Genomic DNA, 22,444 nt, shown 5'->3' with positions numbered 1-22,444 from the left:
GAGACAATATCCCAGCCTATCACGAAACCAGTGCCGCGTGGATGTCCATTGCCGCATCGCGCCCTTCGGCCACCGCGGTCACCGTCAGATCCTCGCCACCCGCGGCACAATCGCCGCCTGCCCAGACCCCCGCGATCGACGTCCGTCCGGCTCCGGTCACAGCGATCTTGTTCCCGTCCAGTTTCAACCCTTCCGGCGCGCCGTCCAGGGTCTGGCCGATGGCCTTGAGCACCTGATCCGCCGGCAGGCGCACGGTCTCACCGGTTCCGGTCAGTTTGCCGTCCTTGCTGGTCGTGTATTCCAGCTCGATCTCGCGCACCGCACCCTCTCCGTGCATTGCGACGGGCTGGACGTTGCACATGATCTTGACGCCGTTCGAGGTTGCCAGATCTTGTTCGTACCGGCTGGCCCCCATCGCATCGCGGCCGCGGCGATAGGCGATGGTGACATGCTCGGAGCCCAGCAGTTTGGACTTGATCGAAGCGTCGATCGCCGTCATCCCGCCGCCGATGATCACCACATTGCGCCCGACGGGCAGTTTCGTCAGATCGTCGGCCTGACGCACCTCGGCGATGAAATCGACGGCGTTCCGGACGCCTTCGGTATCGACTCCCTGGGCGCGCAGGGCGTTCACCCCGGCAAGGCCGATGGACAGAAACACCGCATCATAGTTTTCCAGCAGGCCATCCAGCGAGATGGTGTCGCCAAGAACGGATCCGGTTTCGATGGCGATGCCGCCGATCTGCAGCAGCCAGTCAACCTCGGCCTGTGCAAAGTTGTTCGTCGTCTTGTAGGCGGCGATGCCGTATTCGTTCAGACCACCCGGTTTCGGCCTGGATTCGTGGATCACCACATCATGGCCCAGCATCGCCAGACGATGAGCGCAGGCCAACCCGGCCGGCCCGGCGCCGACCACGGCGACGGTCTTGCCAGTCGGCGAAGCCCGGACATAGGGATGGTCGCCGGCCAGCATCATGCTGTCGGTGGCATAGCGTTGCAGACGCCCGATTTCGACCGGCTTGCCCTCGGCCGCCTCGCGCACGCAGGCTTCCTCGCACAGGGTTTCGGTCGGACAGACCCGCGCGCACATGCCACCCAGGATGTTCTGGTCAAAGATCGTCCTGGCCGCCGCTTCGGGCTGTCCGGCCTGAATCTGGCGGATGAACAGCGGAATATCGATATCGGTCGGGCAGGCCGTGACGCAGGGCGCGTCATAGCAGAAATAGCAGCGATCCGCGGCCACCGCCGCCTCGTGCGGCGCGAAAGGCGGATGCAGATCCGAGAAATTCGAGGTCAGCTCTTCGCTGGAAAGCCGCCCGGCGACAATGCCGGGTGCCATCTGGCCCTGTGCCATCGCTCTACTCCCTGTAGATATGTTTGTTCTTGAGCCCAGATTGCCACAAAGAAAAATTTTATCAATTGGTAAAATTTGCCAATTGGTCAAAAAACACCGGAATCGGACCGAACATCAGCGAACCAAGTCAAATTCCCAAAAAATTGGGCGATGACAGGGTCAGATCATTTCGGTCAGATGACCTGACTTGATCCAGACCCGTGCCCCTGCGGCCCCCGCAGTTGCCTTGAGCACCGACCCGGGCGGCAGGCGCAGCCAGTCCCATGTCGAGAACGCCTCGCCAGCTTCGGTGAAACCGCCCTCGATCACGAACAACTCGATACCCCCTGCGGCGTCCAGTTCGATCTCTGCGCCCGGCGCCCAGGCTGCCACGCGAACATCCTCACGCGCATCCGAAAACAGCGCGACATCCCCGGCGCCATCGATCGAGCGGCGTATCTCGGTCCGGTCTTCGGGGTCGAACTGGTGCAGCTTGACCAGGATCGTCGCACCATCCTGCGCCGAAGGAGTATGCGACGAGGTCGGCGGATTGCGGACATAGCTGCCAACCGGAAAATCGCCGGTTTCGTCCTGAAACACCCCATCGAGAACCAGAAATTCCTCACCACCGTCATGCGTGTGGGCGGCAAAGGCGCTGCCCGGAGCAAAGCGGACGATGGTGGTGGCGCGCGCGACCTCGCCGCCGATGCGGTCGAGCATCTTTCGCTCGACACCCGCGGCGGGCGATTTCACCCAATCGGTGTCCGCAAAATGCACGGCCGCACGTTGCGAGAAATCGGCATTGATCCTCATCTGTCCTCTCCCGATCCGTGATGCGGCACAAGGTGGCGTCCCGGTTTGCGGAATCCAAGGTGCTCACATGATCGTGCGCCGCGGGCTGTCATCAAGTCAAAGTGGTTTTCACCCGCCACGCCACCCCATATAAGCGACGGGATCGACCGGCCCCGCGCCGCGCGGGCGCGCCACGGAGAAACGCGATGCAGCAGAACCCGCACGCGACGTTCAACGTCATGATCGTCGCGCAGAACAACCGCCTGCAATACGAAGCGGTGCTGTTCGCCGCGTCGCTGCGCCACTCCGCACCCGATTTCAGGGGCCGCCTGTTTGTCGCGATGCCCCGAAACGGACCCCGGTGGAAAAGCGACCCGACGATCAAGACCCCGGAAATCCTCGCTGCGCTGGACCACCTCGGCGCCGAGATCCTGCCCTTTGAAAACCATGTGTTTGGTGAAAGCTACCCATATGGCAACAAGATCGAAGCCCTGCTTTCTCTGCCAAAGGGCGAACCGTTTGTCTTCTTCGATACCGACACGCTGATCATCGGCGATCTGAATTCGGTGCCCTTCGATTTCGACCGCCCCTCCGCCTCGTTGCGGGTCGAGGGCACCTGGCCCCGCCCCACGCTTTACGGCCCCGGCATCGACGGAATCTGGCGCGCCTTGTACCAGCGGTTCGGGCTGGATTTCGAAAGCGCCGTGGATGCCAGCCAACCGGTGGATTACTGGCGGCGCTACCCGTACTACAATGCCGGTTTCTTCTATCATGCCTGCCCGCACACGTTCGGGCAGCGATTCCTCGACTTCGCGCAAACCATCCGGGACGGCGAAATACCGGAATTGATCGGGCAGAACCTGAACCCCTGGCTGGATCAGGTCGCCCTTCCTTTGGTCATCCATTCCCTGGGCGGCGGCCGCGATGCCTTGCCGCAGGGCCTGCTGGATGGGTCGGTCAGTTGTCACTACCGCCTGTTTCCCCTGCTCTACGCCCGCGAAAGCGACCGCGTCATCGAGGTTCTCGAGGCGGCCTCCGCCCACAACAAGATCAAGAAGGCCCTCAAACCCTATGACCCGATCAAGAAGTTGGTCTTTCAGGGCAAAGGGGCCAAGGTACGCGCCCTGTTCGACCAAGACGATCTGCCGGCCCGCGAACAGGTGATCCGCAAGCGGATCAAGGACAGGGGGCTCTGGTTGCGTTGAGTGCTTGCGCAGCCGGAAAACCGGCCCGCATCGTCGATGAGTGCAGGCGACGCGTTGTGCCGGCCCCGGCAATCGCCTAGAGATTCGCCAGGCGCATTTCAAACGGAGACAATCGACATGACCGACGGCCCCACCTACGGCTTCGACACATTGCAGATCCATGCGGGCGCGCGCCCCGATCCGGCGACCGGCGCACGGCAGACGCCGATCTATCAGACCACGGCCTATGTGTTCCGCGACGCCGATCATGCGGCCGCCCTCTTCAATCTTCAGGAGGTGGGGTACATCTATTCGCGCCTGACCAACCCGACCGTATCGGTCCTGCAGGAGCGCATCGCCACCCTTGAGGGCGGCGTCGGCGCGATCTGCTGTTCGTCGGGCCACGCGGCGCAGATCATGGCGCTGTTTCCGCTGATGGGTCCGGGATGCAACGTGGTGGCCTCGACCCGACTCTACGGCGGCACCGTCACCCAGTTCAGCCAGACCATCAAGCGTTTCGGCTGGTCGGCGAAATTCGTCGATACCGACGATCTGGATGCGGTCAAGGCCGCCATCGACGACGACACGCGCGCGATCTTCTGCGAATCCATCGCCAACCCGGGCGGGTACGTGACCGACATCCGCGCCCTGGCCGATGTGGCCGACAGCGCGGGAGTCCCGCTGATCGTCGACAACACCTCGGCCACGCCCTACCTCTGCCGTCCCATCGAGCACGGCGCGACGCTGGTGGTGCATTCGACAACCAAATATCTGACCGGCAACGGCACCGTCACCGGCGGCGCGATCGTGGATTCGGGCAAGTTCGACTGGTCCGCCAGTGACAAGTTCCCGTCGCTCACTACCTCGGAACCGGCCTATCACGGGCTCAAGTTTCACGAAACCTTCGGCCCGCTGGCCTTTACCTTTCACGGCATCGCCGTGGGTCTGCGCGATCTCGGCATGACCATGAACCCGCAAGCGGCGCATTACACGCTGCTGGGGATTGAAACCCTGTCGCTGCGGATGCAGCGCCACGTGGAGAACGCGGTAAAGGTCGCCACCTGGCTCGAATCCGATCCGCGGGTCGACTACGTCACCTATGCGGGTCTGCCCTCCTCGCCCTATGCCGACCGGGTCAAGAAGCTTTATCCCAAGGGCGCGGGGGCGCTGTTCACCTTCGCGGTCAAGGGCGGGTATGACGCCTGCGTCAAGCTGGTCAACGCGCTGGAGATCTTCAGCCATGTGGCCAATCTGGGCGACACACGCTCGCTGATCATCCACTCGGCTTCGACGACGCACCGCCAGTTGACGCCGGAACAGCAGGAAGCCGCAGGCGCCAGCCCGAACGTGGTGCGCCTGTCCATCGGCATCGAGGATGCGGACGACCTGATCGCGGATCTGGATCAGGCGCTGAGCAAGGCGACCGCCTGAACCAGGCTGACAATCCGGTATGGTCACGCATCGCACAAACACGCTGGGGCAACCCGTCGGAGAACCGGTCACGACCGGTTTTCCACGCCCCCGCCCGCCCCGCAGCGCGATGCCGGGGCGGTTTTGCTCGGTCGTGTCGCTGGATATTTATGCCCACGGTCCGGTTCTCTACCGTGCCTATGCCCGCGACAGCGACGGACGCAACTGGACCTACCTGCCCTACGGACCATTTGCGGACGAGGCGTCCTTTCTTGAGTGGATGGAACGGACCTGCCGCGGCGACGATCCGCTGTTTCACGCCATTCTTGATGCCAGCGGCATTCCGCAGGGCGTCGCCAGCTATCTGCGCATCGAGCCCGATACGGGATGCATCGAGGTCGGGCACATCCACTATTCGCCGCTGCTGCAACGCCACCCGGAGGCGACCGAGGCGATGTATCTGATGATGCGGCGCGTGTTCGACGAGCTGGGCTACCGACGCTACGAATGGAAATGCGATGCCTTGAATGCGGCGTCGTGCAGAGCCGCCGAACGGCTTGGCTTTGCCTACGAAGGGACGTTCCGGCAGGCCACGCATTACAAGGGGCGCAACCGGGACACGGCCTGGTTCGCGATCATCGACAAGGACTGGCCGCGTATCCGCCAGGCATTCGAGACGTGGCTTGCGCCCGAAAACTTCGACGCAGCGGGCCAACAGAGGCGTCCTCTGATGGCCCGACAGGACCGCTGACCGCTACTCGGCGATCTCGAAAACCATCGACACCGATGCCTCGACCGCGATCTCGCCTGCTGCGACCGGTACGGCGCCGGCATCCGCCATGGCCATCTCCGACATACGCATCACCGGTCGCCCGACGCCGCCATGCTCGTTGATCGAGACGATCCCGCCCAGCGTGATCCCGGCCGCGTCGGCCAGTTGCCCGGCCTTTTCCATGGCATCCGCAACGGCCATGGCCCGCGCCTGCGCCTGCAGCGGTTTCGGCTCCTGCAGACCGAAGCTGAGGCCGCCGAAATCATTGGCGCCGTCTTGAATGACCGCGTCCAGAACGCTCCCCAGCTTGTCGAGATCCCGCACGCGCACGATGACCCGGTTCGACGCGACAAAACCGGTGATCCGCGGCGCTTCGCCGCTCTGACCGTGCCGGCCGGCCCAGACCGGCGACAGCGTCAGGTCTCGGGTCTGAACGTCGCGCGCTTCGATCCCCATCGCTTCCAGGCGCGCCAGAACCAGTGTCACCGCATCCGATGTCGCCTTCATGGCCGCCACGGCTTCGACATCTTCGTTCGTGACCCCCAGCGTGATGGTCGCCATGTCCGGCGCCGCCTCGACCGTGCCGGTCCCGTTGACCGTGATGCGTCCTTCATCCGCCTGCGCCGGACCGGCTGCCGCGGCGATCAGAACTGCAATAAGAAAAGCCAATGTCTTCAAGTTTCTCTCTCCCGTAGTTGCAGTTTCCAAGATGGGTGCGCGGGGGTTTGCCGGACAAGAGGCGATTTGGTTCTGTCCTTTCCCTCGGCGGTATCCTGCTCTAATCTCTGCGCGCGGACGTGGGGGCAACCGCACAAGACGCGACGAATACGGTAAGATCCGGCCATGAAACCCGCCTTTGCATTGATGTTGTCGGCCGACAGAATCGCCCTGCTGTACAGGGCCGATCAAGGCTGGTTGCGCGTCGGAGAGTTCGAGACTGGAAACCCCGACCCCGAGCGCGCGGCAGAGCGGCTGCGCAAGCGCGCTGCGTTGTTGAACGAAGATTTGCGCTGCAAGCTGGTGATCCCCAACGATCAGATCCGCTGCCTGCGGGTCGAAACCGGCATCCTGCCGGAATCGGACAGAAAGGCCCTGGTCGAAGCGGAACTGATGGCGGCAACGCCCTGCGAGCTTTCGGACCTGGTCTATGACACCGTGAACGACGGGGCCGTGACCTATGTCGCCGCCGTGACCAAGCTGACGCTCCGCGAAGCCGAATCCTTCGCCACCCAGCATGGCTTTGCCCCGCTGATCCTCGTGGCGGCGCCCGATCCGGACGACTATCCGACCGAGCCCTTCTTTGGTCTTGCGGCGTCCGCCGCGCTCGCCGAGGGCGAGTACCCCGAACCGGACTCGGCGGCGACGGCCATCGTCGGCGATGCGGTCGTCGCGGAGCCGGAGGACGACTCCATCGCCGCGGACTCTGCAGCAGAAAGCGACGCGCCGGCGGTCGATCTGCCATCCGAGTCCCCGATCGGGAATGAAACGCAGGAAATTGTCGAGGATGAAGCCCCATCCGGCGACACGGCGGCGCTCAGCTTTGCCTCCCGCAGGCGGCCGACTCTGGCGGCGGCCGAAGCGGAGCAGGAGGACGAACCGACCGAGCCCGACGGCCGCCCCGAGGTCGAAAGGCCCGAACCTTCGGTCGCGCGCCCCGAGCAATTGATGGAGGCGACCGCGCCCGTCGCAACCGAGAAGGCGACGGATGTGGCTGAGGCCGAGGCCACGACCGACGAGGTCAAGGAAGTCCCCTACCCGGTTTCGGAGGTCGAAGCGCCTTTGGTCGCGCCTTCGGAGGAACGGGCCGATCCCGAACCGAGCGCCACCGAGGGGGATGATCCACCCCCCCGGGCCGTCTTTCGCGCGCCCCGGTCCGAGCCCGAACGCGCACCCGAACACCGCGAGCCGGAACCACCCGTCATTCATGCAATCGCGGAACCGGCCCCGTCCGACGCATTTTTGCCACCTGGATCGCCGAACGACGGGCCGCTGGACGAGGCCGAGCGCCTGACGATCTTTGGTGCGCGCCAGCGCCGCCGAAGCCTCCCTCCGTATCTGCTGCCTGCCCTGGCCGCATCGGCCGCCGCGGCGGCGGCCCTGGCGGGGTGGATGCTGATCTCGCCCGGCTCGCAACCGCAAGAGCCGTCCGCGGAGCACGCGGAGCTCAACGAGGAAGCCGAGGACATCGCCGCGATTGGACTGGACGAGGCGACGTCCGCGCCCGCCGGTGACGCCCTGCCCGACACCGCGGGTTCGCCCTTGCTGTCGGTGACGGACAATGCGGTGCTGGATGCCCTGCGCGTCGAGCCGCAGACCGTTGATCCACTGCAGGACGATGCCGGCGGAGACGAGGCGTTGTATGCCGCCACAGGTATCTGGAGCAACGATCCGCAGGCGCCGCAGGATCCCGAAGTCGACAGCTCGCTGGACGATCTCTATGTCGCCTCGATAGACCGGTCAGACCTGTCTCAGGACGCGGTCGCCCTGCCCGCCGTGTCCTCGGTGGAGACCGACGAGCCTGTGGGCCAGGCCAGCCTGCCGGGCACGGCCGGAGCCACGTTCGACCTCGACGACCGGGGCCTCGTCGCCGCGACCACGGACGGGGCGCTCAATCCCGACGGTGTGCTGGTCTATCTCGGCCGCCCCCCGGTCGTTCCACCCGAAACACCCGTGCGCAGCGAAGCCGAACCGGAAAGCGACGAGGCGGCCGAGCGGCTGGCGGCTTTCAGACCCAGATTGCGCCCCGAGAAGCTGGTTGAACAGACCGAACGCCTTCAGCTTGGCGGACGCTCGCGCGAGGAACTGGCGGGGCTTCGCCCCAAATTGCGGCCCGACACCCTGCAGCCGCCTGAGGAAGTCGATGACGCCCCGACAGCCCTGGCCGTCGTCGTCACGCTCAGACCAAGGCCGCGCCCGGATGGGCTGGCGCCCCGGACCACCGCACCGGCGACGACTCCGGCAGCCGCTTCGGCACCCGTCGCCAGCGCACCCCAGGCCGACCCGGCGGATGAAGCCGGCAGCTTCGTGGCGCGCACGGTGACGCCCAGGATCCCTTCGGCCGCTTCGGTCGCCCGTCAGGCCACGATCGACAACGCGATCAATCTGCGGCGGCTCAATCTCATCGGCGTCTACGGAACACCGGCCAATCGCCGCGCCTTGGTGCGCCTGCCAAGCGGGCGCTACAAAAAGGTCAAGGTCGGCGACAGGGTGGACGGCGGCAAGATCGTGGCGATTGGCGACAGCGAGTTGCGCTATCAGAAGGGCGGTCGCAACCTGACGCTGAAAATGCCCAAGAGCTGACGCCGCCGAAAACGCCAGACGCAAAAAAGCGCCGCGCGAGGGAAGCGCGGCGCTTTTCGGTCCCGGGCCGGTTGATCCGGCCCGGCCTCCCCTGTCCGGTCAGCTGGCGGCCTTGATCTCGCCGCTTTCGATCTGCTCGCGCTCGATGGATTCGAACAGCGCCTTGAAGTTGCCCTCGCCGAAACCGTCGTCGCCCTTGCGCTGGATGAACTCGAAGAAGATCGGGCCGATCACGGTTTTCGAGAAGATCTGAAGCAGGATCTTGGTCTCGCCACCGTCAACCACGCCCTCGCCGTCGATCAGAATGCCATGCTTCATCATCCGGTCCTTGGGCTCGTCATGGCCTTTCACGCGGTCATAGGACATGTCGTAATAGGTCTCGTTCGGGCCGGGCATGAACTTCAGACCCTTTTCGGCAATCGCATCGGTCGAGGCATAGATGTCCTCGGTCCCGACCGCGATATGCTGGATGCCTTCTCCGTTGTACTTCTTGAGGTAGGACACGATCTGGCCGGTCTCGCCCCGGTCCTCGTTGATCGGGATGCGGATGCGGCCGCAGGGCGAGGTCAGCGCCCGGCTGAAGAGGCCGGTATATTTGCCCTGGATGTCGAAGAAGCGGATTTCGCGGAAGTTAAACAGATCTTCGTAGAACTTGAACCACTTGTCCATGTTGCCCTTGTAGACGTTGTGGGTCAGGTGATCGAGGTAATAGAAACCGACACCGCGCGGCTTGGACTGTTTCAGCCACTCGAACTCCTCGTTGTAGGGCGAGGTGTCATAGTACTGGTCGATGAAATAGATCAGCGATCCGCCGATGCCCTTGATCGCCGGCACGTCCATGGTCTTGTCGGCGGCGTCATAGGGCTGGGCCCCTTTCGACACGGTGTGCTCATAGGCTTTTTGCGCATCGACCACGCGCCAGCCCATCGACGGGGCGCAGGGGCCGTGTTCTTCCACGAATTTCGCGGCAAAGCTGTCGGGATCGGCGTTCAGGATGTAGGTGATGTCGCCCTGCTGCCACAGCTCGACCGCCGGCTTCTGCTTGTGCCGGGCAACCATTTCGAAACCCATCTTGGCGAAAATGTCGCGCAGTTCCTGCGGCTCGGGATGGGCGAATTCGACAAATTCGAACCCGTCGGTGCCGGCGGGGTTCTCGTCGCTGATCACGGATTTCGGGGCGTTGTGGGGGAACGGACCCATGGCGCGTCTCCTTGAATTGGGGGTTGAAGGATTTCCTGAGTCGAGAATACGCCTTATCTCATGCTGATTTTGCGCGTTGTTTTGCTGTTGGCGCCATTTACACGCGCGTTTTCCGCACTAGAATCGATGAAAACGGGAATTAGCCGCACATGCTGGACGCCACGGACACCAAGCTTCTCGCCGCGCTTCAAAAGGACGCGCATCTGACATCGCATCAGCTGGGGGAAATGCTGCACCTGTCGCCCAGCCAGGCCGGACGACGGCGGCAGCGGCTGGAGGCCGATGGATACATCACCGGCTATGCGGCGCGGCTCGATCCGCTCAAGCTGGGCTTGCACGTGCAGGGCTTCATCCAGGTGCATCTGGGCACGCATGGACCCGAACAATCGGCAAGTTTCGCGCGCATGGTCAATGCCCGGCCCGAGATCACCAGCGCGTGGACGATGACCGGAGAGGCGGATTATCTCCTACACGTCTATTGCGACGATCTACCCGCGCTCAACCGCTTGCTTCACGAGGTGATCCTGCCGCATCCTGCGGTGGCGCGCGTGCAAAGCCAGATCGTGATGGACCAGCTCAAACGCGACGCCCCCTTGCCGACCTGACCTCCTGAAAGGACGAGAATGGAAAACTTCCTCTACCAGGCCACGATCTATCTGGCGGCCGCCGTGATCGCGGTTCCCCTGTCGGCGCGGCTGGGTCTGGGTTCGGTCCTTGGGTATCTGGCCGCGGGCATTGCGATCGGTCCGGTTCTGGGTCTCGTCGGCGCGGAAACCGAGAGCCTGCAGCATGTCGCCGAGTTCGGCGTGGTGATGATGCTGTTCCTGATCGGGCTGGAGCTCGATCCCCGCGCGCTGTGGAACATGCGCGACAAGCTGCTGGGGTTGGGCGGTTTGCAGATCGGCGTTTCGACACTGGCCATCGCCGTCGTCGCAATGATCACCGGGCAAGCCTGGACGGTTGCGCTGGCGGTCGGGCTCACGCTGGCGCTTTCCTCGACGGCGATCGTGCTGCAAACGCTCTCGGAAAAGGGATTGATGCAGACCAATGGCGGGCGCGCGACCTTTTCCGTTCTGCTGACGCAGGACATCGCGGTGATTCCCATTCTCGCCCTGCTCCCGTTGCTTGCCCTGAGTCCGGTGGCCCGAATTCAGGAGGACGGGTCGATCTCGCGCGGCGGTGTGGACTCCGGGCATCACGAGGCCCTGTCCCTCGTGGATGGTCTGCCCGGGTGGGCCGTGACCCTCGTCACCATCGGCGCGGTTGCCTTCGTGGTTCTGGCCGGGATCTATCTGACCCGGCCGCTGTTCCGCTTCATCCACACCACGCGCCTGCGCGAGATGTATACCGCGCTGGCCTTGATGATCGTGGTGGGAATCTCGTTCCTGATGATGCTAGTGGGCCTTTCGCCGGCGCTGGGCGCCTTCCTTGCCGGCGTGGTTCTGGCCAACTCCGAGTTCCGGCACGAAATGGAAAGCGACCTTGAACCCTTCAAGGGCCTATTGCTGGGGCTTTTCTTCATCACCGTTGGGGCTGGTATCGACGTAAACTATTTCTTCCGCGACCCGCTGGACCTGATCGGCCTGGCCCTGCTGCTGATCCTGGCCAAGGGTATCATCCTCTATGTCGTGGGTCGCGCGTTCAAGCTGGTCGGGCGCGACCAATGGTTGTTCACGCTCGGGCTGGCCCAGGCCGGCGAATTCGGCTTCGTGCTGCTGGCGTTTTCCACCAAACAGAACGTCATACCGCCTGAACTGTCCCAGAAACTGCTGATGATCATCGCGCTGACCATGCTGATCACGCCGTTGCTGTTCATCGTGTACGACATCCTGTCCCGCAACATGGGCGACAAGGGTCCGGCGCCCGAGCCCGACAAGATCGACGAAGCCGGCCCGGTGATCATCGCCGGGATCGGCCGGTTCGGGCAGATCGTCAACCGGCTGGTGCGCGCCAGCGGTTTCAAGACGATCGTGCTGGACCACAATATCGAAACGGTCCAGCTCATGCGCCGCTTTGGCGTAAAGGGCTTTCTCGGCGATCCGACAAGGCCGGAGTTGCTGCGGGCGGCGGGTCTCGGCAAGGCGCAGGTTCTCGTCGCGGCGATGGACGATCCAAAGATGGTGACACGGCTGGTCACATATGCCCGGCGCCAGCGTCCCGACCTGCACATCATCGCGCGGGCGCATGACCGCAACCACGTATATGAACTCTACCAGGCAGGCGCGGACGACATCGTGCGGGAAATGTTCGATGGCGCCCTGCGCGCGGGCCGCTACGTGCTCGAAAATGTGGGGCTGAGCGAATACGAAGCGTCACAGGCGGAAAAGACGTTCTATCACCACGACCGCAAGACGATCCGCGACCTGGCCGAACTCTGGGTGCCCGGAATGCCGACGGCGGAGAACAAGAAATACATCGAACGCGCCCAGATGCTGGAGAAGGATCTGGAAACCGCGCTTCTGGAACTGGCCGAGGAACACGCCAAGAAATCGGCCTGACCCGCCCGCAGGAACGGCGGATTTCGCACCTATCCGTCCGAAACGCCCGCCTCGGCAAAGGTCGCCATGCCGGAATGGCAGGCGAGCGCGCCTTTAAGGACGTTGATCGCCAGGGCAGCGCCCGAACCTTCGCCCAGGCGCAGGCCCAGCGCCAGCAGCGGCACCTTGTTCAGCCGCTCAAGTATCGCCCCATGGGCGGCCTCGGCGCTCTGATGTCCGGCGATGCAGTGATCGAGCGTTCCCGGGACGGCCCGTTCCAGACAGGCCGCCGCAGCCGAACAGATGAATCCGTCGAGCAATACCGGTATGCGCAGCATCCGCGCCGCGGCGATGGCGCCCGCCATGGCGGCAATCTCGCGCCCACCGAAGCAGCGCAGAAGTTCCAGCCCATCGCTCGCGTCGCCATGTAGCGCAACGCCCTCGGCAACCACCCGCGTCTTGTTGGCCAGACCGGCATCATCGACCCCGGTTCCGCGCCCGGTCCAATCGGCGGCCTCGCCGCCGAACAGCGCGCAGGCGATCGCCGCGGCCGGGGTGGTGTTTCCGATCCCCATTTCCCCGACCACCAGAAGATCGGCCCCCGCATCGACCGCCTGCCAGCCGGTGCGCAAGGCGGCAAAGAACTCCTGCTCATCCATGGCCGGGCCTTTGGTGAAATCCCCCGTCGGCCGCTCCAGTTCCAGCGCGTGCACGTCCATCTTCGCGCCGGCGGCTTTCGCCAACTGGTTGATCGCCGCGCCCCCATGCTGGAAGTTCAACACCATCTGCGCGGTCACATCCGGCGGAAAGGCCGATACCCCCTGCGCCGCTACCCCATGATTGCCTGCAAACACGATGACTTGCGGCGCCGCGACCGACGGCCGGGTTTGGCCACGCCAGCCCGCGTACCAGATCGCCAGATCCTCCAGCCGGCCCAGCGCCCCCGGCGGCTTGGTCAGCTGCCCGTTCCGGTCCTGCGCGGCTTGAATGGCCTCGGCATCGGGGGCCGGCGCATCGGCAAGCAAGGCGCGGAACGTGGTCAGGTCGGTCAGGTCGGGCAGCATGAAAAGCCTCGTTGCATCGGAGTGGTCCTGCGTGTTTAACCAATGCGGTCCACGCCACAAGACCCGGAAAGGCTTGCGAGTGCACAAAAACGACACACGCCCCATTTCGCCATGGGATGTCGCCCTGGCGCTGATGCTGCTGACGCGCCTGCCTCTGCCCCGTTTGCCGGAACGGGTGTTCGCCCGCCAGGCGCAGGCGGTCTGGGCGTTTCCGCTGGCCGGGCTTGTGCTGGGTGCGCTGGCCTGTGCGCTGGGCATGGTCGTCCTGGCCACCGGCCTGCCGCCCTGGATCGGAGCCGCCGTGATCGTCACCGTCCTGATCGTCGGAACCGGCGCCATGCACGAAGACGGGCTGGCCGACACGGCTGACGGGTTGTGGGGCGGCTTCACGCCGCAGCACCGCCTGGACATCATGAAGGACAGCCACATCGGCACCTATGGCGTTCTGGCGCTGATCCTGTCCCAGGTTCTCCGGATCGCCGCAATCGCGGCCCTCGCCGCGGGGGGCGCCCTGTGGTCGGTCCTCGCAGCGGCGATCTGGTCGCGCGCGCTGATGCCCGTGACGATGGCCGCGCTCCCGAATGCGCGGGTCGAAGGGTTGAGTCATCGCGTCGGACGCCCCCCGGCGACGGCGGTTCTGATGGGACTGGCGCTGGCGCTGGGGCTCGGGGTTCTGATTGCCGGACCTGCGATGATCCCTGCGGCGCTTGCTTCAAGCCTGGTGGCGCTGGGTCTGGGATGGACCGCAAAGGTCAAGATCGGCGGCCAGACGGGGGACGTACTGGGCGCGACCCAGTCGCTGGGCGAGATCGCGTTTCTGGTGACGCTTCTGGCCTGGCTTTGACAGTCTCCGCGCACCGCGCCTCCCGGCAAAAAGCGCGGTCGGGTCTGCACAACCAGGCGGTAATCATGGGAATGGCCGCCCCAAAGCGGAGCGGCCATGCTCGGATTCAGCGGCGTATCAAGCCGCGCGTGAGGTCAGAACCTCATCCACCTGCTTGGCGGCCGAGATCTCGTCACCGCCGGAAACCGCGGCCACTTCGCGGGTCAGCCGCTCCAACGCGGCTTCGTACAGCTGCCGTTCGGAGTAGCTCTGCTCGCGCTGATCGTCGGTGCGGTGCAGGTCGCGAACCACCTCGGCGATCGAGATCAGATCACCGGAGTTTATCTTTTGCTCGTATTCCTGCGCCCGGCGCGACCACATGGCGCGCTTGACCTTGGCCTTGCCCTTGAGCGTCTTCATCGCCTGATTGATCACGTCGGGCGAACTGAGCGAACGCAGGCCGGATTCGGTGGCCTTGTTGGTCGGCACACGCAGCGTCATCTTGTCCTTTTCAAAGGAAATCACGAACAGCTCGAGCGTGAACCCGGCAACTTCCTGCTCTTCGATCGAGATGATCTGGCCGACGCCATGCGCCGGGTAAACCACATAGTCGTTGGGGCGGAATTCGAGCTTTTTCGATTTGGTCATTCACGTCTTTCCTTACCTGCTGACTGGTCTGCGGGCGACAAAAAGCCACGTGTCGGGACTGGAGTCGGCCCCGGCAGGTGGCGTCGATGTCACTGGTTCAAAACTCCAAAGCAAGCATACTTAAGGAGCACATCCCGGTCTCTGTCTTCATATGGTCAGCAAGTATACCATAAAAAAACGGCGACCGGAAGCTGACGCGGCGTAAGCGGTTTGCAACAGACTGTTTTCCAAGGCACCGGGGATTGCGGACGGCATTCGGCCGCCCCGAATCGCCTAGCCGCCCTCGCCGGGCGCTTCGGAGAAGTATTTCTCCATCTTGCCTTCTTCGCCGTCACGGTCTTCGGCCCCCGGCAAAGGATCTTTCTTGGTCACGATCACCGGCCACTGTTCAGCATATTTGCGGTTGAACTCGACCCATTGTTCCATCCCCGGTTCGGTGTCCGGGCGGATCGCGTCGGCCGGGCATTCCGGTTCGCACACGCCGCAGTCGATGCACTCGTCGGGATGGATGACCAGCGCGTTTTCGCCCTCGTAGAAACAGTCCACCGGGCAAACCTCGACACAGTCGGTGTATTTGCAGGCGATGCAGTTCTCGGTGACAACGTAGGTCATGGTCGGATTCCCGTGTTCGCTTTGGGCGTTTAGCTAATTCAGACTTGGCCGGGCTTCAAGGGAGGATCACCCCCTGCCCGGTCGAGAAAGATCAAGTGCCCGCCGATCCTTCTTGGACGGGCGACCTTTTCCCTCGAATTTCGGGTTTCCAGGGCCAGCGTCCTCGGGTTCCGAAAGATCTGCATAGAGCGTCTGCGCCTCGGCTGCGGGTCCGCGCCGCTCGCCCAGCGCCCGGATGCGGACCACCCGTATCCTGCGCCCCTGGGAAAACGTCAAAACGTCGCCGGGTCCGACCGAATGCGCAGGTTTGAGCGTTCTGTTGCCATTCACGCGCACATGGCCGCCGCTCACCTGTTTGGCGGCCAGACTGCGGGTCTTGAAGAAGCGCGCGTGCCAGAGCCACTTGTCGATCCTCAGCCTGGCCTGCGCATCGCTCATCCGGGGTCAGTCGCCTTCCTTCAACGCCATCAGCGCGGCAAAGGGATTGTCGGGATCGATGGGCTTTTCCTTTTTCGGCGGCCGCGCGGTAAAGGTCTTGGTGCCCTGCTGAGGCTTGCCGCCCTTCTTGCCCTGCGGCTTGCCGCGCGGTTTGCCCTTGCCCTGCCCCTGGCTCCTTTCGCGGCGCGGGCCGCGATTGGGCTGGCGTTGGCGGCCCCAGGTGAAGGTGTAGAAGACTTCCATCTCGGGCTCATCCGATTCCGGCGTTTCCACCTGTTCACCGGCCGGTTCGGCGGCATCGGTGTCGGCCAGGGTTTGTTCCTCGCCGTCAGGCTGGCCGGCCGCGGCTTCGGCTTCAGAATCCGCCGCAGACGTTTCGATGCCGCCAGCGGCATCGGCAGCGTCGGTGGGTTGCTCCGCGGACGGCTCTTTATCCCCCGCCTCGGACGTGTCGGTGCCGCGTTCCTGCGATGCGGACGTGTCCGGCGCGGCCCGCACCTTGACCCGCTCACCGCGTTCGGCGTTGTATCCCAGCCCCTGCATCAGGTCCGCGAACTGTTCCAGCGTCATCCCCGTGATCGACAGCATGTCGGGTTTGGCCTCGAACCCGCCGCGGCTGTCCTCGGCACGCAGCATGTCGGCAAGCCGTTCCAGCATGTCGATCCGAATGGACCGCGTGCCGGCGGCGCGATAGCCACACATCGTGTCATAGCCCTTGGGTGCATCCGCCACGGTCGGAACCGTGACCAGACCCGGCGGCGGCGCTTCGGGAAAATCCTGCAACCCACCGGCCAGCGCCCAGAGCACCAGTCGCAGACGTGTGGGCGCGGGTTTCAGCAGGAGCGGCATGAAGATGGTGAACTGTCCGAACCGGATGCCGTGCTTGCGCAGGGCGCCGCGCGCCTCCTGGTCCAGTTCCTTGACCTCCTGCGCCACTTGCGACCGCGGCAGGATGCCCATCGCCTCGACCATGCGGAAGGCGAACCCGCGGGCAAGCCCGCTCAACTCCTCGTCGCGCTGCAAGGTCAGCAGAGGCTCGAACAGCGCCGCAATCTTGCGATCGATGAAATGCTGTAGCCGGCGCTGAACCTTTTGCTCCACATCCGGACCGGCCGCATCGTCCACAAACACCTCTACCACCGGCTTGAGCGGTTCCGCGCCGGCGACCAGCTTGCCCACGGCGTATTCGCCCCACATCAGCCCGCCCTGGTCGGTGAAGTCGATCTCGGTATCCGGCGCGTTGTAGAACCGGTCTGCGCGCAGATGGAATTGCGGAGCCAGCGCCTGCACAGAGGCCGATTTCAGCGCCTTCGCCTCGGCCCCTTGCGCGCTCTTGTCCGGGATGAACCGGAACCCTTCCAGACGCCCGACGAATTCGCCTTCGACGGTCACTTCACCCTTGTCGTTCACTTCGGCCAAGAGGGCCTCCTTCTGCTTGAGCCGGCGCAGCAGAACACTGGTGCGCCGGTCCACAAATCTTTGCGTCAGACGGTCATGAAGCGCGTCCGACACCCTGTCTTCTACCGCGCGCGTTTCGGCGCGCCAATGGGATTCGTCGTGAACCCAGCCCCTGCGCTGCGCGACATATGTCCAGGTGCGAATATAGGCCAACCGCTTGGAAAGTGTATCTATATCCCCATCGACCCGGTCGATTCGGCGGATTTGCCGCGCCATGAACTCTTCTGGGATCGCGCCCCGCTCGTGCAGGTGTTCATAGATCACCTCGAGCAGCGCCGCGTGTTCGGCGTGGCTGATCCCGCGGAAATCGGGGATGCGGCACACGTCCCAGAGCAGCCGCACCGAGTCGCCGTCGCTAGCGCGGGCCGCAACGCCGGCCACCTGTGCCAAGGATTTCAATGCGTTAAGGTCGTCCGCCGGCCGCGCTTTGGTAAGGAATTCATCGTCGGGTCCGATCTCAAGCGAGTCGATCAGCGCGTGGATCGACCCGAACCGCAACGCCGCGTTGCGCCAGTTGAGTTTCTTGAGCGGGCTGAAGCGGCTGTCCATGATCGCCTGCGCCACGCCTTCGTCCAGCGGCGGAGCTTCGCCGGTCACCCCGAACGTGCCATCCGACATCCCGCGCCCGGCCCGCCCGGCGATCTGCGCCAACTCGTTCGGCGCCAGCGGCCGCATCCTGCGTCCGTCGAACTTGCTGAGCGCGGAGAACGCCACATGGTTCACATCCAGGTTCAGCCCCATGCCGATGGCATCGGTGGCGACCAGGTAATCGACCTCGCCGTTCTGATAGAGCGCAACCTGCGCGTTACGGGTGCGCGGAGACAGCGCGCCCATCACCACGGCCGCGCCGCCCTTCTGCCGCCGGATCAGCTCGGCGATCGCATAGACGTTTTCGACAGAAAACCCCACGATGGCGCTGCGTGGCGGCATCCGGCTGATCTTTCTGGAGCCGGAATAGACCAGTTGAGACATCCGCTCGCGCCGGACGAACTGCGCCTCGGGCACCAGGGCCGCGATGGGGCCGCGCATCGTGTCGGCACCCAGAAACACCGTCTCGTGCGTGCCCCGCGCGCGCAGGAGGCGGTCGGTGAAAACATGGCCGCGTTCCGGATCGGCGCAAAGCTGGATCTCGTCCACGGCGACGAAATCGGCGCCCATGCCCTCGGGCATCGCTTCGACCGTGCAGACCCAATACTGGGTGCGCGGCGGCACGATTCGCTCTTCACCGGTGACCAGCGCCACGACCGACGGGCCGCGTATCGCAACGATCCTGTCATAGATCTCGCGAGCCAGAAGGCGCAGCGGCAGGCCGATCACCCCGGTCCGGTGCCCCAGCATCCGTTCGACGGCATAATGCGTCTTGCCTGTGTTCGTCGGGCCGAGAACAGCCACGATTCGGGATGACCCGTTCACCTTCGCCCCCTGCCCTGCGGTTCAGGGCGTTCAGAGTGCCTTGCCCTCGATCCGGGGCTTCAGCCGATTCACGGCTTTGGTTACTTCCTCGTGGTGCGGATGTATAGCCAGCGCCCGGGAATAGGCCTGGTACGCCTGCGCCGGCTGGTTCATGGCTTCGAAGATCAGGCCAAGCCCGAAAATCGCGTCATAGTGGTTCGGGTTCAAGGCCAGGGCGATTTCAAGATCGGCCAGCGCCAGCCCGTATCTTTCGAGCCCGAAAAAGGCCGACGCGCGCGCGTGCCAGCCTTCGGCAAAGCCGGGCGCATGGTCGGTGAGCGCCGTCAGATGCTCGATCGCGGTCTGGATATCGCCCTGCTCCATGGCCTCCTTGCCACGCTCCAGCAGCAGATCCGCCGAGGCCGATCCCGATTTCGTCCAGATCGCCTGCAATTGCCTGTCGATATGAATGGCCTGGGCCGGATCGGCCAGCAGCAATTGCTCCAGCAAGGCCGACTCGTCGTCGGAATCCGCGTTTTGCGCGGTGGCCGTTCCGGAAAACATGACTATCAACGCGATTGCCGCGACGATAGGTTTGAGATTGAGGTATGCAATGCTCATAACAAGGGTCACTGTAGCGTGGCGCCATGCTATGTCCAATCACGGCGCCGTATCAACATGAGGATAACATGAGCGACACTCTTGAACAGGCCGCGGCCGCACTGAACGAAAAGCTGGCGGGCGGCGGATTCGACTCCTCCGCCAAGTTCTCGATCACCGATCTGGGCTCGATCGTTCTGGATGCCGACGGCGCGCGCGTCAGCGATGACGACGCCGAAGTGACCCTGAGCGCAGATGCCGAGACCTTCGAGCAGATTTTGAGCGGAGACCTGAACCCGACCGGCGCATTCATGTCCGGCAAGCTGACCGTGGACGGCGACATGGGCATTGCCATGAAGCTTGCATCGGTGCTGGCCTGATGACCTTGTCGCCGGCCCCTTTCTTTTCGGACGTGGCCGGCGAACCCACCGGCGGACAGGCGCATTGGGTCCAGACCGCGGACGGACTCCGGATTCGCGTCGGCCATTGGCGGCCCGAAAAGGCACCGCACGGCACCGTGATGCTGTTTCCGGGACGCACGGAATACATCGAGAAATACGCCGACGCCGCCCGCGAATTCGTCGGGCGCGGCTTTGCCTGTCTGGCGGTGGACTGGCGCGGTCAGGGCCTGGCCCAGAGGCTGCTGCCGGACCCGCGCGTCGGGCATGTCGAGAAATTCACCGACTATCAGCAGGACGTGGCGGCGGTCCTGGATCTGGCGCAGGAGCTGGAGCTGCCCAAGCCCTGGTTCGTGGTCGGGCATTCCATGGGCGGCGCGATCGGGCTGCGGGCGGTTCTCGAAGGGGATGCGTTCAAGGCCTGCGCCTTCACCGGGCCGATGTGGGGCATCTACTTTTCGCCGGTCATGAAACCGCTCAGCTGGGTCACGGCCTATTGGGGGCCACGGTTCGGGCTGGGTCGCAAGACGCCGCCGACCACCTCGCTGGAAAGCTATGTCGCCTCGCAACCCTTCGAGGGCAACGTCCTCACCCGCGACCCGGCGATGTTCCAGATGATGAAGGATCAACTGGCCGCGCATCCGGAACTGGCGCTCGGGGCGCCTTCGACCTTGTGGCTGCGCGAGGCACTGGACGAATGCGCCTATCTGATGGCGCAGCCGGCGCCGGACCTGCCCGCCCTGACGTTTCTCGGCAGCCACGAGCAGATCGTGGACCGCAAGGCGATCCGCGCCCGCATGGCCAATTGGCCCAAGGGAACCCTGGTCGAGATCCCCGATGGCGAGCACGAAGTGCTGATGGAAGCGCCCGACGTGCGCGGCCCGGTCTACGAAAAGATGGCCGAACTGTTCCGCAACGGCGCGCCGGCCGGCAACGCGAAAGTCGCCTGAGCTGTCCGCAACCTGCGGGTCAGGCGCCCGCTTGTGATCCGCCAGCGCCACGCTTAGATGTGGGCCGAAGCAGCTTCATGAGGTGATCGATGCTCCATCTTCCGTTTCCCGTCCGCGATGCCAATGCGACCGGCGGCGCCAAGGATCTCGGCAACCTTCCGGAATGGGATCTGAGCGACCTCTATTCCTCGGAAGACGCGCCGGAATTGACCCGCGATCTGGAGTGGTTGGAGCGCGAATGCGCCGATTTCGCCGCCGACTACGAGGGCAAGCTGGCCGGGCTGGATGCCGACGCGCTCTTGCGCTGCGTCCAGCGCAACGAACGGATCAGCACGGTTGCGGGCCGGATCATGTCCTTTGCCGGCCTGCGCTACTATCAGCTGACCACGGACGCCGGGCGGGCCAAGTTTCTCTCGGACTGCCAGGAAAAGGTCACCAACTTCACGACGCCGCTGGTGTTCTTCACGCTCGAACTGAACCGGATCGAGGATGGCGCGCTGGCGGCGCGGCTCGCCGAAAACGCCGAGCTGGCGCGCTATGAACCGGTCTTCCGCCGCATCCGCGCGATGAAGCCCTATCAACTGTCGGACGAACTTGAAAAATTCCTGCACGATCTGGGTGTCGTCGGGGATGCGTGGGAGCGCCTGTTCGACGAGACCATCGCCGGTCTGACCTTCACCGTCGATGGTGAGGAACTGAATATCGAGGGCACCCTGAATCTGCTGACCGAACAGGACCGTGCCAAGCGCGAGGCCGCCGCCCGCGAACTGGCGCGCGTGTTTCAGGCCAATGTCAAGACCTTTGCCCGCGTCCACAACACCCAGGCCAAGGAAAAGGAAATCATCGACCGCTGGCGCAAGATGCCCACCGCCCAGACCGCCCGCCACCTGTCCAACGACGTGGAGCCGGAGGTGGTCGAAGCCCTGCGCGAGGCGGTGGTCGCCGCCTATCCAAAACTAAGCCACCGCTACTACGAGCTGAAACGCAAGTGGCTGGGCCTCGACAAGATGCAGGTCTGGGACCGCAATGCGCCGCTGCCGATGGAGGATACCCGCATCGTCAACTGGGCCGAGGCCGAACGGACCGTGATGGAGGCGTACAATGCCTTCGATCCGCGCATGGGCGAGATCGCCGCGCCGTTCTTTTCCAAGGGTTGGATCGACGCCGCCGTGAAGCCGGGCAAGGCACCGGGTGCCTTCGCGCATCCGACCGTGACCGAAGTGCATCCCTACGTGATGCTCAACTACCTGGGCAAACCGCGCGACGTGATGACCCTGGCACATGAACTGGGTCACGGCGTGCATCAGGTGCTGGCCGCGGATCAGGGCGAAATGCTGTCTTCGACGCCGCTGACGCTGGCCGAAACGGCCTCGGTCTTCGGCGAGATGCTGACCTTCCGCAAGATGCTGGAGCAGGCCGAAACCGCGGATCAGCGCAAGGTGCTTCTGGCTGGCAAGGTCGAGGACATGATCAACACGGTGGTGCGCCAGATCGCGTTTTATGACTTCGAGTGCAAGCTGCACGCCGCGCGCCGCAACGGCGAGCTGACGCCCGACGACATCAATGCGCTGTGGATGAGCGTTCAGGCCGAAA

Annotated in this window: 20 protein-coding genes; 10 read left to right on the top strand and 10 right to left on the bottom strand. The window is 64.3% G+C overall.

Going from position 1 to position 22,444, the window contains the following annotated elements:
- Positions 1-19: 19 nt before the first annotated feature.
- Positions 20-1,354 (bottom strand): NAD(P)-dependent oxidoreductase, encoded by a 1,335-nt coding sequence (locus tag AC2FNJ_RS14545; protein WP_496765212.1) that lies wholly within the window; start codon positions 1,352-1,354, stop codon positions 20-22.
- Positions 1,355-1,513: 159 nt separating this feature from the next.
- Positions 1,514-2,146, bottom strand: a complete 633-nt coding sequence (locus AC2FNJ_RS14540; RefSeq protein WP_496765210.1) for a cupin domain-containing protein — start codon at positions 2,144-2,146, stop codon at positions 1,514-1,516.
- Positions 2,147-2,331: 185 nt separating this feature from the next.
- Here AC2FNJ_RS14540 and AC2FNJ_RS14535 point away from each other — a divergent pair, with 185 nt between their 5' ends.
- The 3 genes from AC2FNJ_RS14535 (at position 2,332) to AC2FNJ_RS14525 (ending at position 5,470) form a co-directional block, all read left to right on the top strand.
- Positions 2,332-3,330: a GT-B fold glycosyltransferase domain-containing protein gene (locus AC2FNJ_RS14535; RefSeq protein WP_496765209.1), complete on the top strand. Its 999-nt coding sequence runs from the start codon at positions 2,332-2,334 to the stop codon at positions 3,328-3,330.
- Between the two features lie 117 nt (positions 3,331-3,447).
- Entirely contained in the window at positions 3,448-4,740 is a 1,293-nt protein-coding gene (locus AC2FNJ_RS14530) for an O-acetylhomoserine aminocarboxypropyltransferase/cysteine synthase family protein (protein WP_496765208.1), read from the top strand.
- Positions 4,741-4,759: 19 nt separating this feature from the next.
- Positions 4,760-5,470 (top strand): GNAT family N-acetyltransferase, encoded by a 711-nt coding sequence (locus AC2FNJ_RS14525; RefSeq protein ID WP_496765206.1) that lies wholly within the window; start codon positions 4,760-4,762, stop codon positions 5,468-5,470.
- A 3-nt stretch (positions 5,471-5,473) separates the two neighbouring features.
- Here the strand turns inward: AC2FNJ_RS14525 and AC2FNJ_RS14520 are convergent, their stop codons facing one another.
- A complete protein-coding gene (locus tag AC2FNJ_RS14520) occupies positions 5,474-6,169 on the bottom strand; it encodes an SIMPL domain-containing protein (protein WP_496765205.1) in 696 nt (231 codons plus the stop codon).
- Between the two features lie 165 nt (positions 6,170-6,334).
- Here AC2FNJ_RS14520 and AC2FNJ_RS14515 point away from each other — a divergent pair, with 165 nt between their 5' ends.
- On the top strand, positions 6,335-8,791 hold the full coding sequence (locus AC2FNJ_RS14515) for a hypothetical protein (protein ID WP_496765203.1): 2,457 nt from the start codon (positions 6,335-6,337) through the stop codon (positions 8,789-8,791).
- A gap of 99 nt (positions 8,792-8,890) precedes the next feature.
- On the opposite strand, the gene hppD is transcribed toward AC2FNJ_RS14515, so the two are convergent.
- Positions 8,891-9,991 (bottom strand): 4-hydroxyphenylpyruvate dioxygenase, encoded by a 1,101-nt coding sequence (gene hppD / locus AC2FNJ_RS14510; protein WP_496765201.1) that lies wholly within the window; start codon positions 9,989-9,991, stop codon positions 8,891-8,893.
- 149 nt (positions 9,992-10,140) lie between these two features.
- On the opposite strand from hppD, the gene AC2FNJ_RS14505 reads away from it, so the two are divergent.
- Entirely contained in the window at positions 10,141-10,596 is a 456-nt protein-coding gene (locus tag AC2FNJ_RS14505; protein ID WP_496765199.1) for an Lrp/AsnC family transcriptional regulator, read from the top strand.
- A gap of 18 nt (positions 10,597-10,614) precedes the next feature.
- On the top strand, positions 10,615-12,489 hold the full coding sequence (locus AC2FNJ_RS14500) for a monovalent cation:proton antiporter-2 (CPA2) family protein (protein WP_496765198.1): 1,875 nt from the start codon (positions 10,615-10,617) through the stop codon (positions 12,487-12,489).
- Positions 12,490-12,518: 29 nt separating this feature from the next.
- On the opposite strand, the gene cobT is transcribed toward AC2FNJ_RS14500, so the two are convergent.
- Positions 12,519-13,532, bottom strand: a complete 1,014-nt coding sequence (gene cobT / locus AC2FNJ_RS14495; RefSeq protein ID WP_496765196.1) for a nicotinate-nucleotide--dimethylbenzimidazole phosphoribosyltransferase — start codon at positions 13,530-13,532, stop codon at positions 12,519-12,521.
- 79 nt (positions 13,533-13,611) lie between these two features.
- Between cobT and cobS the strand changes: the two genes are divergently transcribed.
- Complete coding sequence (cobS, locus tag AC2FNJ_RS14490) at positions 13,612-14,376, top strand: adenosylcobinamide-GDP ribazoletransferase (RefSeq protein ID WP_496765194.1); 765 nt, start codon at positions 13,612-13,614, stop codon at positions 14,374-14,376.
- Positions 14,377-14,493: 117 nt separating this feature from the next.
- Here cobS and AC2FNJ_RS14485 read toward each other — a convergent pair whose 3' ends face one another.
- The 5 genes from AC2FNJ_RS14485 to AC2FNJ_RS14465 all read right to left on the bottom strand — a co-directional run bounded on the left by AC2FNJ_RS14485 (position 14,494) and on the right by AC2FNJ_RS14465 (position 19,524).
- Entirely contained in the window at positions 14,494-15,003 is a 510-nt protein-coding gene (locus tag AC2FNJ_RS14485; RefSeq protein WP_496765192.1) for a CarD family transcriptional regulator, read from the bottom strand.
- A 273-nt stretch (positions 15,004-15,276) separates the two neighbouring features.
- Positions 15,277-15,615 (bottom strand): ferredoxin FdxA, encoded by a 339-nt coding sequence (fdxA, locus tag AC2FNJ_RS14480; RefSeq protein ID WP_496765190.1) that lies wholly within the window; start codon positions 15,613-15,615, stop codon positions 15,277-15,279.
- A 66-nt stretch (positions 15,616-15,681) separates the two neighbouring features.
- Complete coding sequence (locus tag AC2FNJ_RS14475; protein ID WP_496765188.1) at positions 15,682-16,053, bottom strand: RNA-binding S4 domain-containing protein; 372 nt, start codon at positions 16,051-16,053, stop codon at positions 15,682-15,684.
- Between the two features lie 6 nt (positions 16,054-16,059).
- A complete protein-coding gene (locus AC2FNJ_RS14470) occupies positions 16,060-18,924 on the bottom strand; it encodes a helicase-related protein (protein ID WP_496765186.1) in 2,865 nt (954 codons plus the stop codon).
- A gap of 30 nt (positions 18,925-18,954) precedes the next feature.
- The gene (locus AC2FNJ_RS14465; protein ID WP_496765185.1) at positions 18,955-19,524 is read right to left on the bottom strand and encodes a tetratricopeptide repeat protein; all 570 of its coding nucleotides are present in this window, start codon (positions 19,522-19,524) and stop codon (positions 18,955-18,957) included.
- A gap of 68 nt (positions 19,525-19,592) precedes the next feature.
- Here AC2FNJ_RS14465 and AC2FNJ_RS14460 point away from each other — a divergent pair, with 68 nt between their 5' ends.
- The 3 genes from AC2FNJ_RS14460 to AC2FNJ_RS14450 all read left to right on the top strand — a co-directional run.
- Complete coding sequence (locus AC2FNJ_RS14460) at positions 19,593-19,883, top strand: SCP2 sterol-binding domain-containing protein (RefSeq protein ID WP_496765183.1); 291 nt, start codon at positions 19,593-19,595, stop codon at positions 19,881-19,883.
- On the top strand, positions 19,883-20,851 hold the full coding sequence (locus AC2FNJ_RS14455) for an alpha/beta hydrolase (protein WP_496765181.1): 969 nt from the start codon (positions 19,883-19,885) through the stop codon (positions 20,849-20,851). The genes AC2FNJ_RS14460 and AC2FNJ_RS14455 overlap by 1 nt, the downstream gene beginning before the upstream one ends.
- Before the next feature lie 89 nt (positions 20,852-20,940).
- The coding region (locus AC2FNJ_RS14450) for a M3 family oligoendopeptidase (RefSeq protein ID WP_496765179.1) at positions 20,941-22,444 on the top strand (1,504 nt) is incomplete at its 3' end.

It is taken from the genome of Ruegeria sp. BHSB196 (assembly GCF_059613135.1).
The sequence above is the reverse complement of the archived record's forward strand: the minus strand, read 5'-3'. Positions and strand labels throughout refer to the sequence as shown.

What these genes read in the sequence shown, in the direction of transcription:
- AC2FNJ_RS14545 (WP_496765212.1), bottom strand. Translation starts at nt 1,354, where the DNA reads ATGGCACAGGGCCAGATGGCACCCGGCATTGTCGCCGGGCGGCTTTCC.
- AC2FNJ_RS14540 (WP_496765210.1), bottom strand. Translation starts at nt 2,146, where the DNA reads ATGAGGATCAATGCCGATTTCTCGCAACGTGCGGCCGTGCATTTTGCG.
- AC2FNJ_RS14535 (WP_496765209.1), top strand. Translation starts at nt 2,332, where the DNA reads ATGCAGCAGAACCCGCACGCGACGTTCAACGTCATGATCGTCGCGCAG.
- AC2FNJ_RS14530 (WP_496765208.1), top strand. Translation starts at nt 3,448, where the DNA reads ATGACCGACGGCCCCACCTACGGCTTCGACACATTGCAGATCCATGCG.
- AC2FNJ_RS14525 (WP_496765206.1), top strand. Translation starts at nt 4,760, where the DNA reads ATGGTCACGCATCGCACAAACACGCTGGGGCAACCCGTCGGAGAACCG.
- AC2FNJ_RS14515 (WP_496765203.1), top strand. Translation starts at nt 6,335, where the DNA reads ATGAAACCCGCCTTTGCATTGATGTTGTCGGCCGACAGAATCGCCCTG.
- hppD (WP_496765201.1), bottom strand. Translation starts at nt 9,991, where the DNA reads ATGGGTCCGTTCCCCCACAACGCCCCGAAATCCGTGATCAGCGACGAG.
- AC2FNJ_RS14505 (WP_496765199.1), top strand. Translation starts at nt 10,141, where the DNA reads ATGCTGGACGCCACGGACACCAAGCTTCTCGCCGCGCTTCAAAAGGAC.
- AC2FNJ_RS14500 (WP_496765198.1), top strand. Translation starts at nt 10,615, where the DNA reads ATGGAAAACTTCCTCTACCAGGCCACGATCTATCTGGCGGCCGCCGTG.
- cobT (WP_496765196.1), bottom strand. Translation starts at nt 13,532, where the DNA reads ATGCTGCCCGACCTGACCGACCTGACCACGTTCCGCGCCTTGCTTGCC.
- AC2FNJ_RS14485 (WP_496765192.1), bottom strand. Translation starts at nt 15,003, where the DNA reads ATGACCAAATCGAAAAAGCTCGAATTCCGCCCCAACGACTATGTGGTT.
- fdxA (WP_496765190.1), bottom strand. Translation starts at nt 15,615, where the DNA reads ATGACCTACGTTGTCACCGAGAACTGCATCGCCTGCAAATACACCGAC.
- AC2FNJ_RS14475 (WP_496765188.1), bottom strand. Translation starts at nt 16,053, where the DNA reads ATGAGCGATGCGCAGGCCAGGCTGAGGATCGACAAGTGGCTCTGGCAC.
- AC2FNJ_RS14465 (WP_496765185.1), bottom strand. Translation starts at nt 19,524, where the DNA reads ATGAGCATTGCATACCTCAATCTCAAACCTATCGTCGCGGCAATCGCG.
- AC2FNJ_RS14460 (WP_496765183.1), top strand. Translation starts at nt 19,593, where the DNA reads ATGAGCGACACTCTTGAACAGGCCGCGGCCGCACTGAACGAAAAGCTG.
- AC2FNJ_RS14455 (WP_496765181.1), top strand. Translation starts at nt 19,883, where the DNA reads ATGACCTTGTCGCCGGCCCCTTTCTTTTCGGACGTGGCCGGCGAACCC.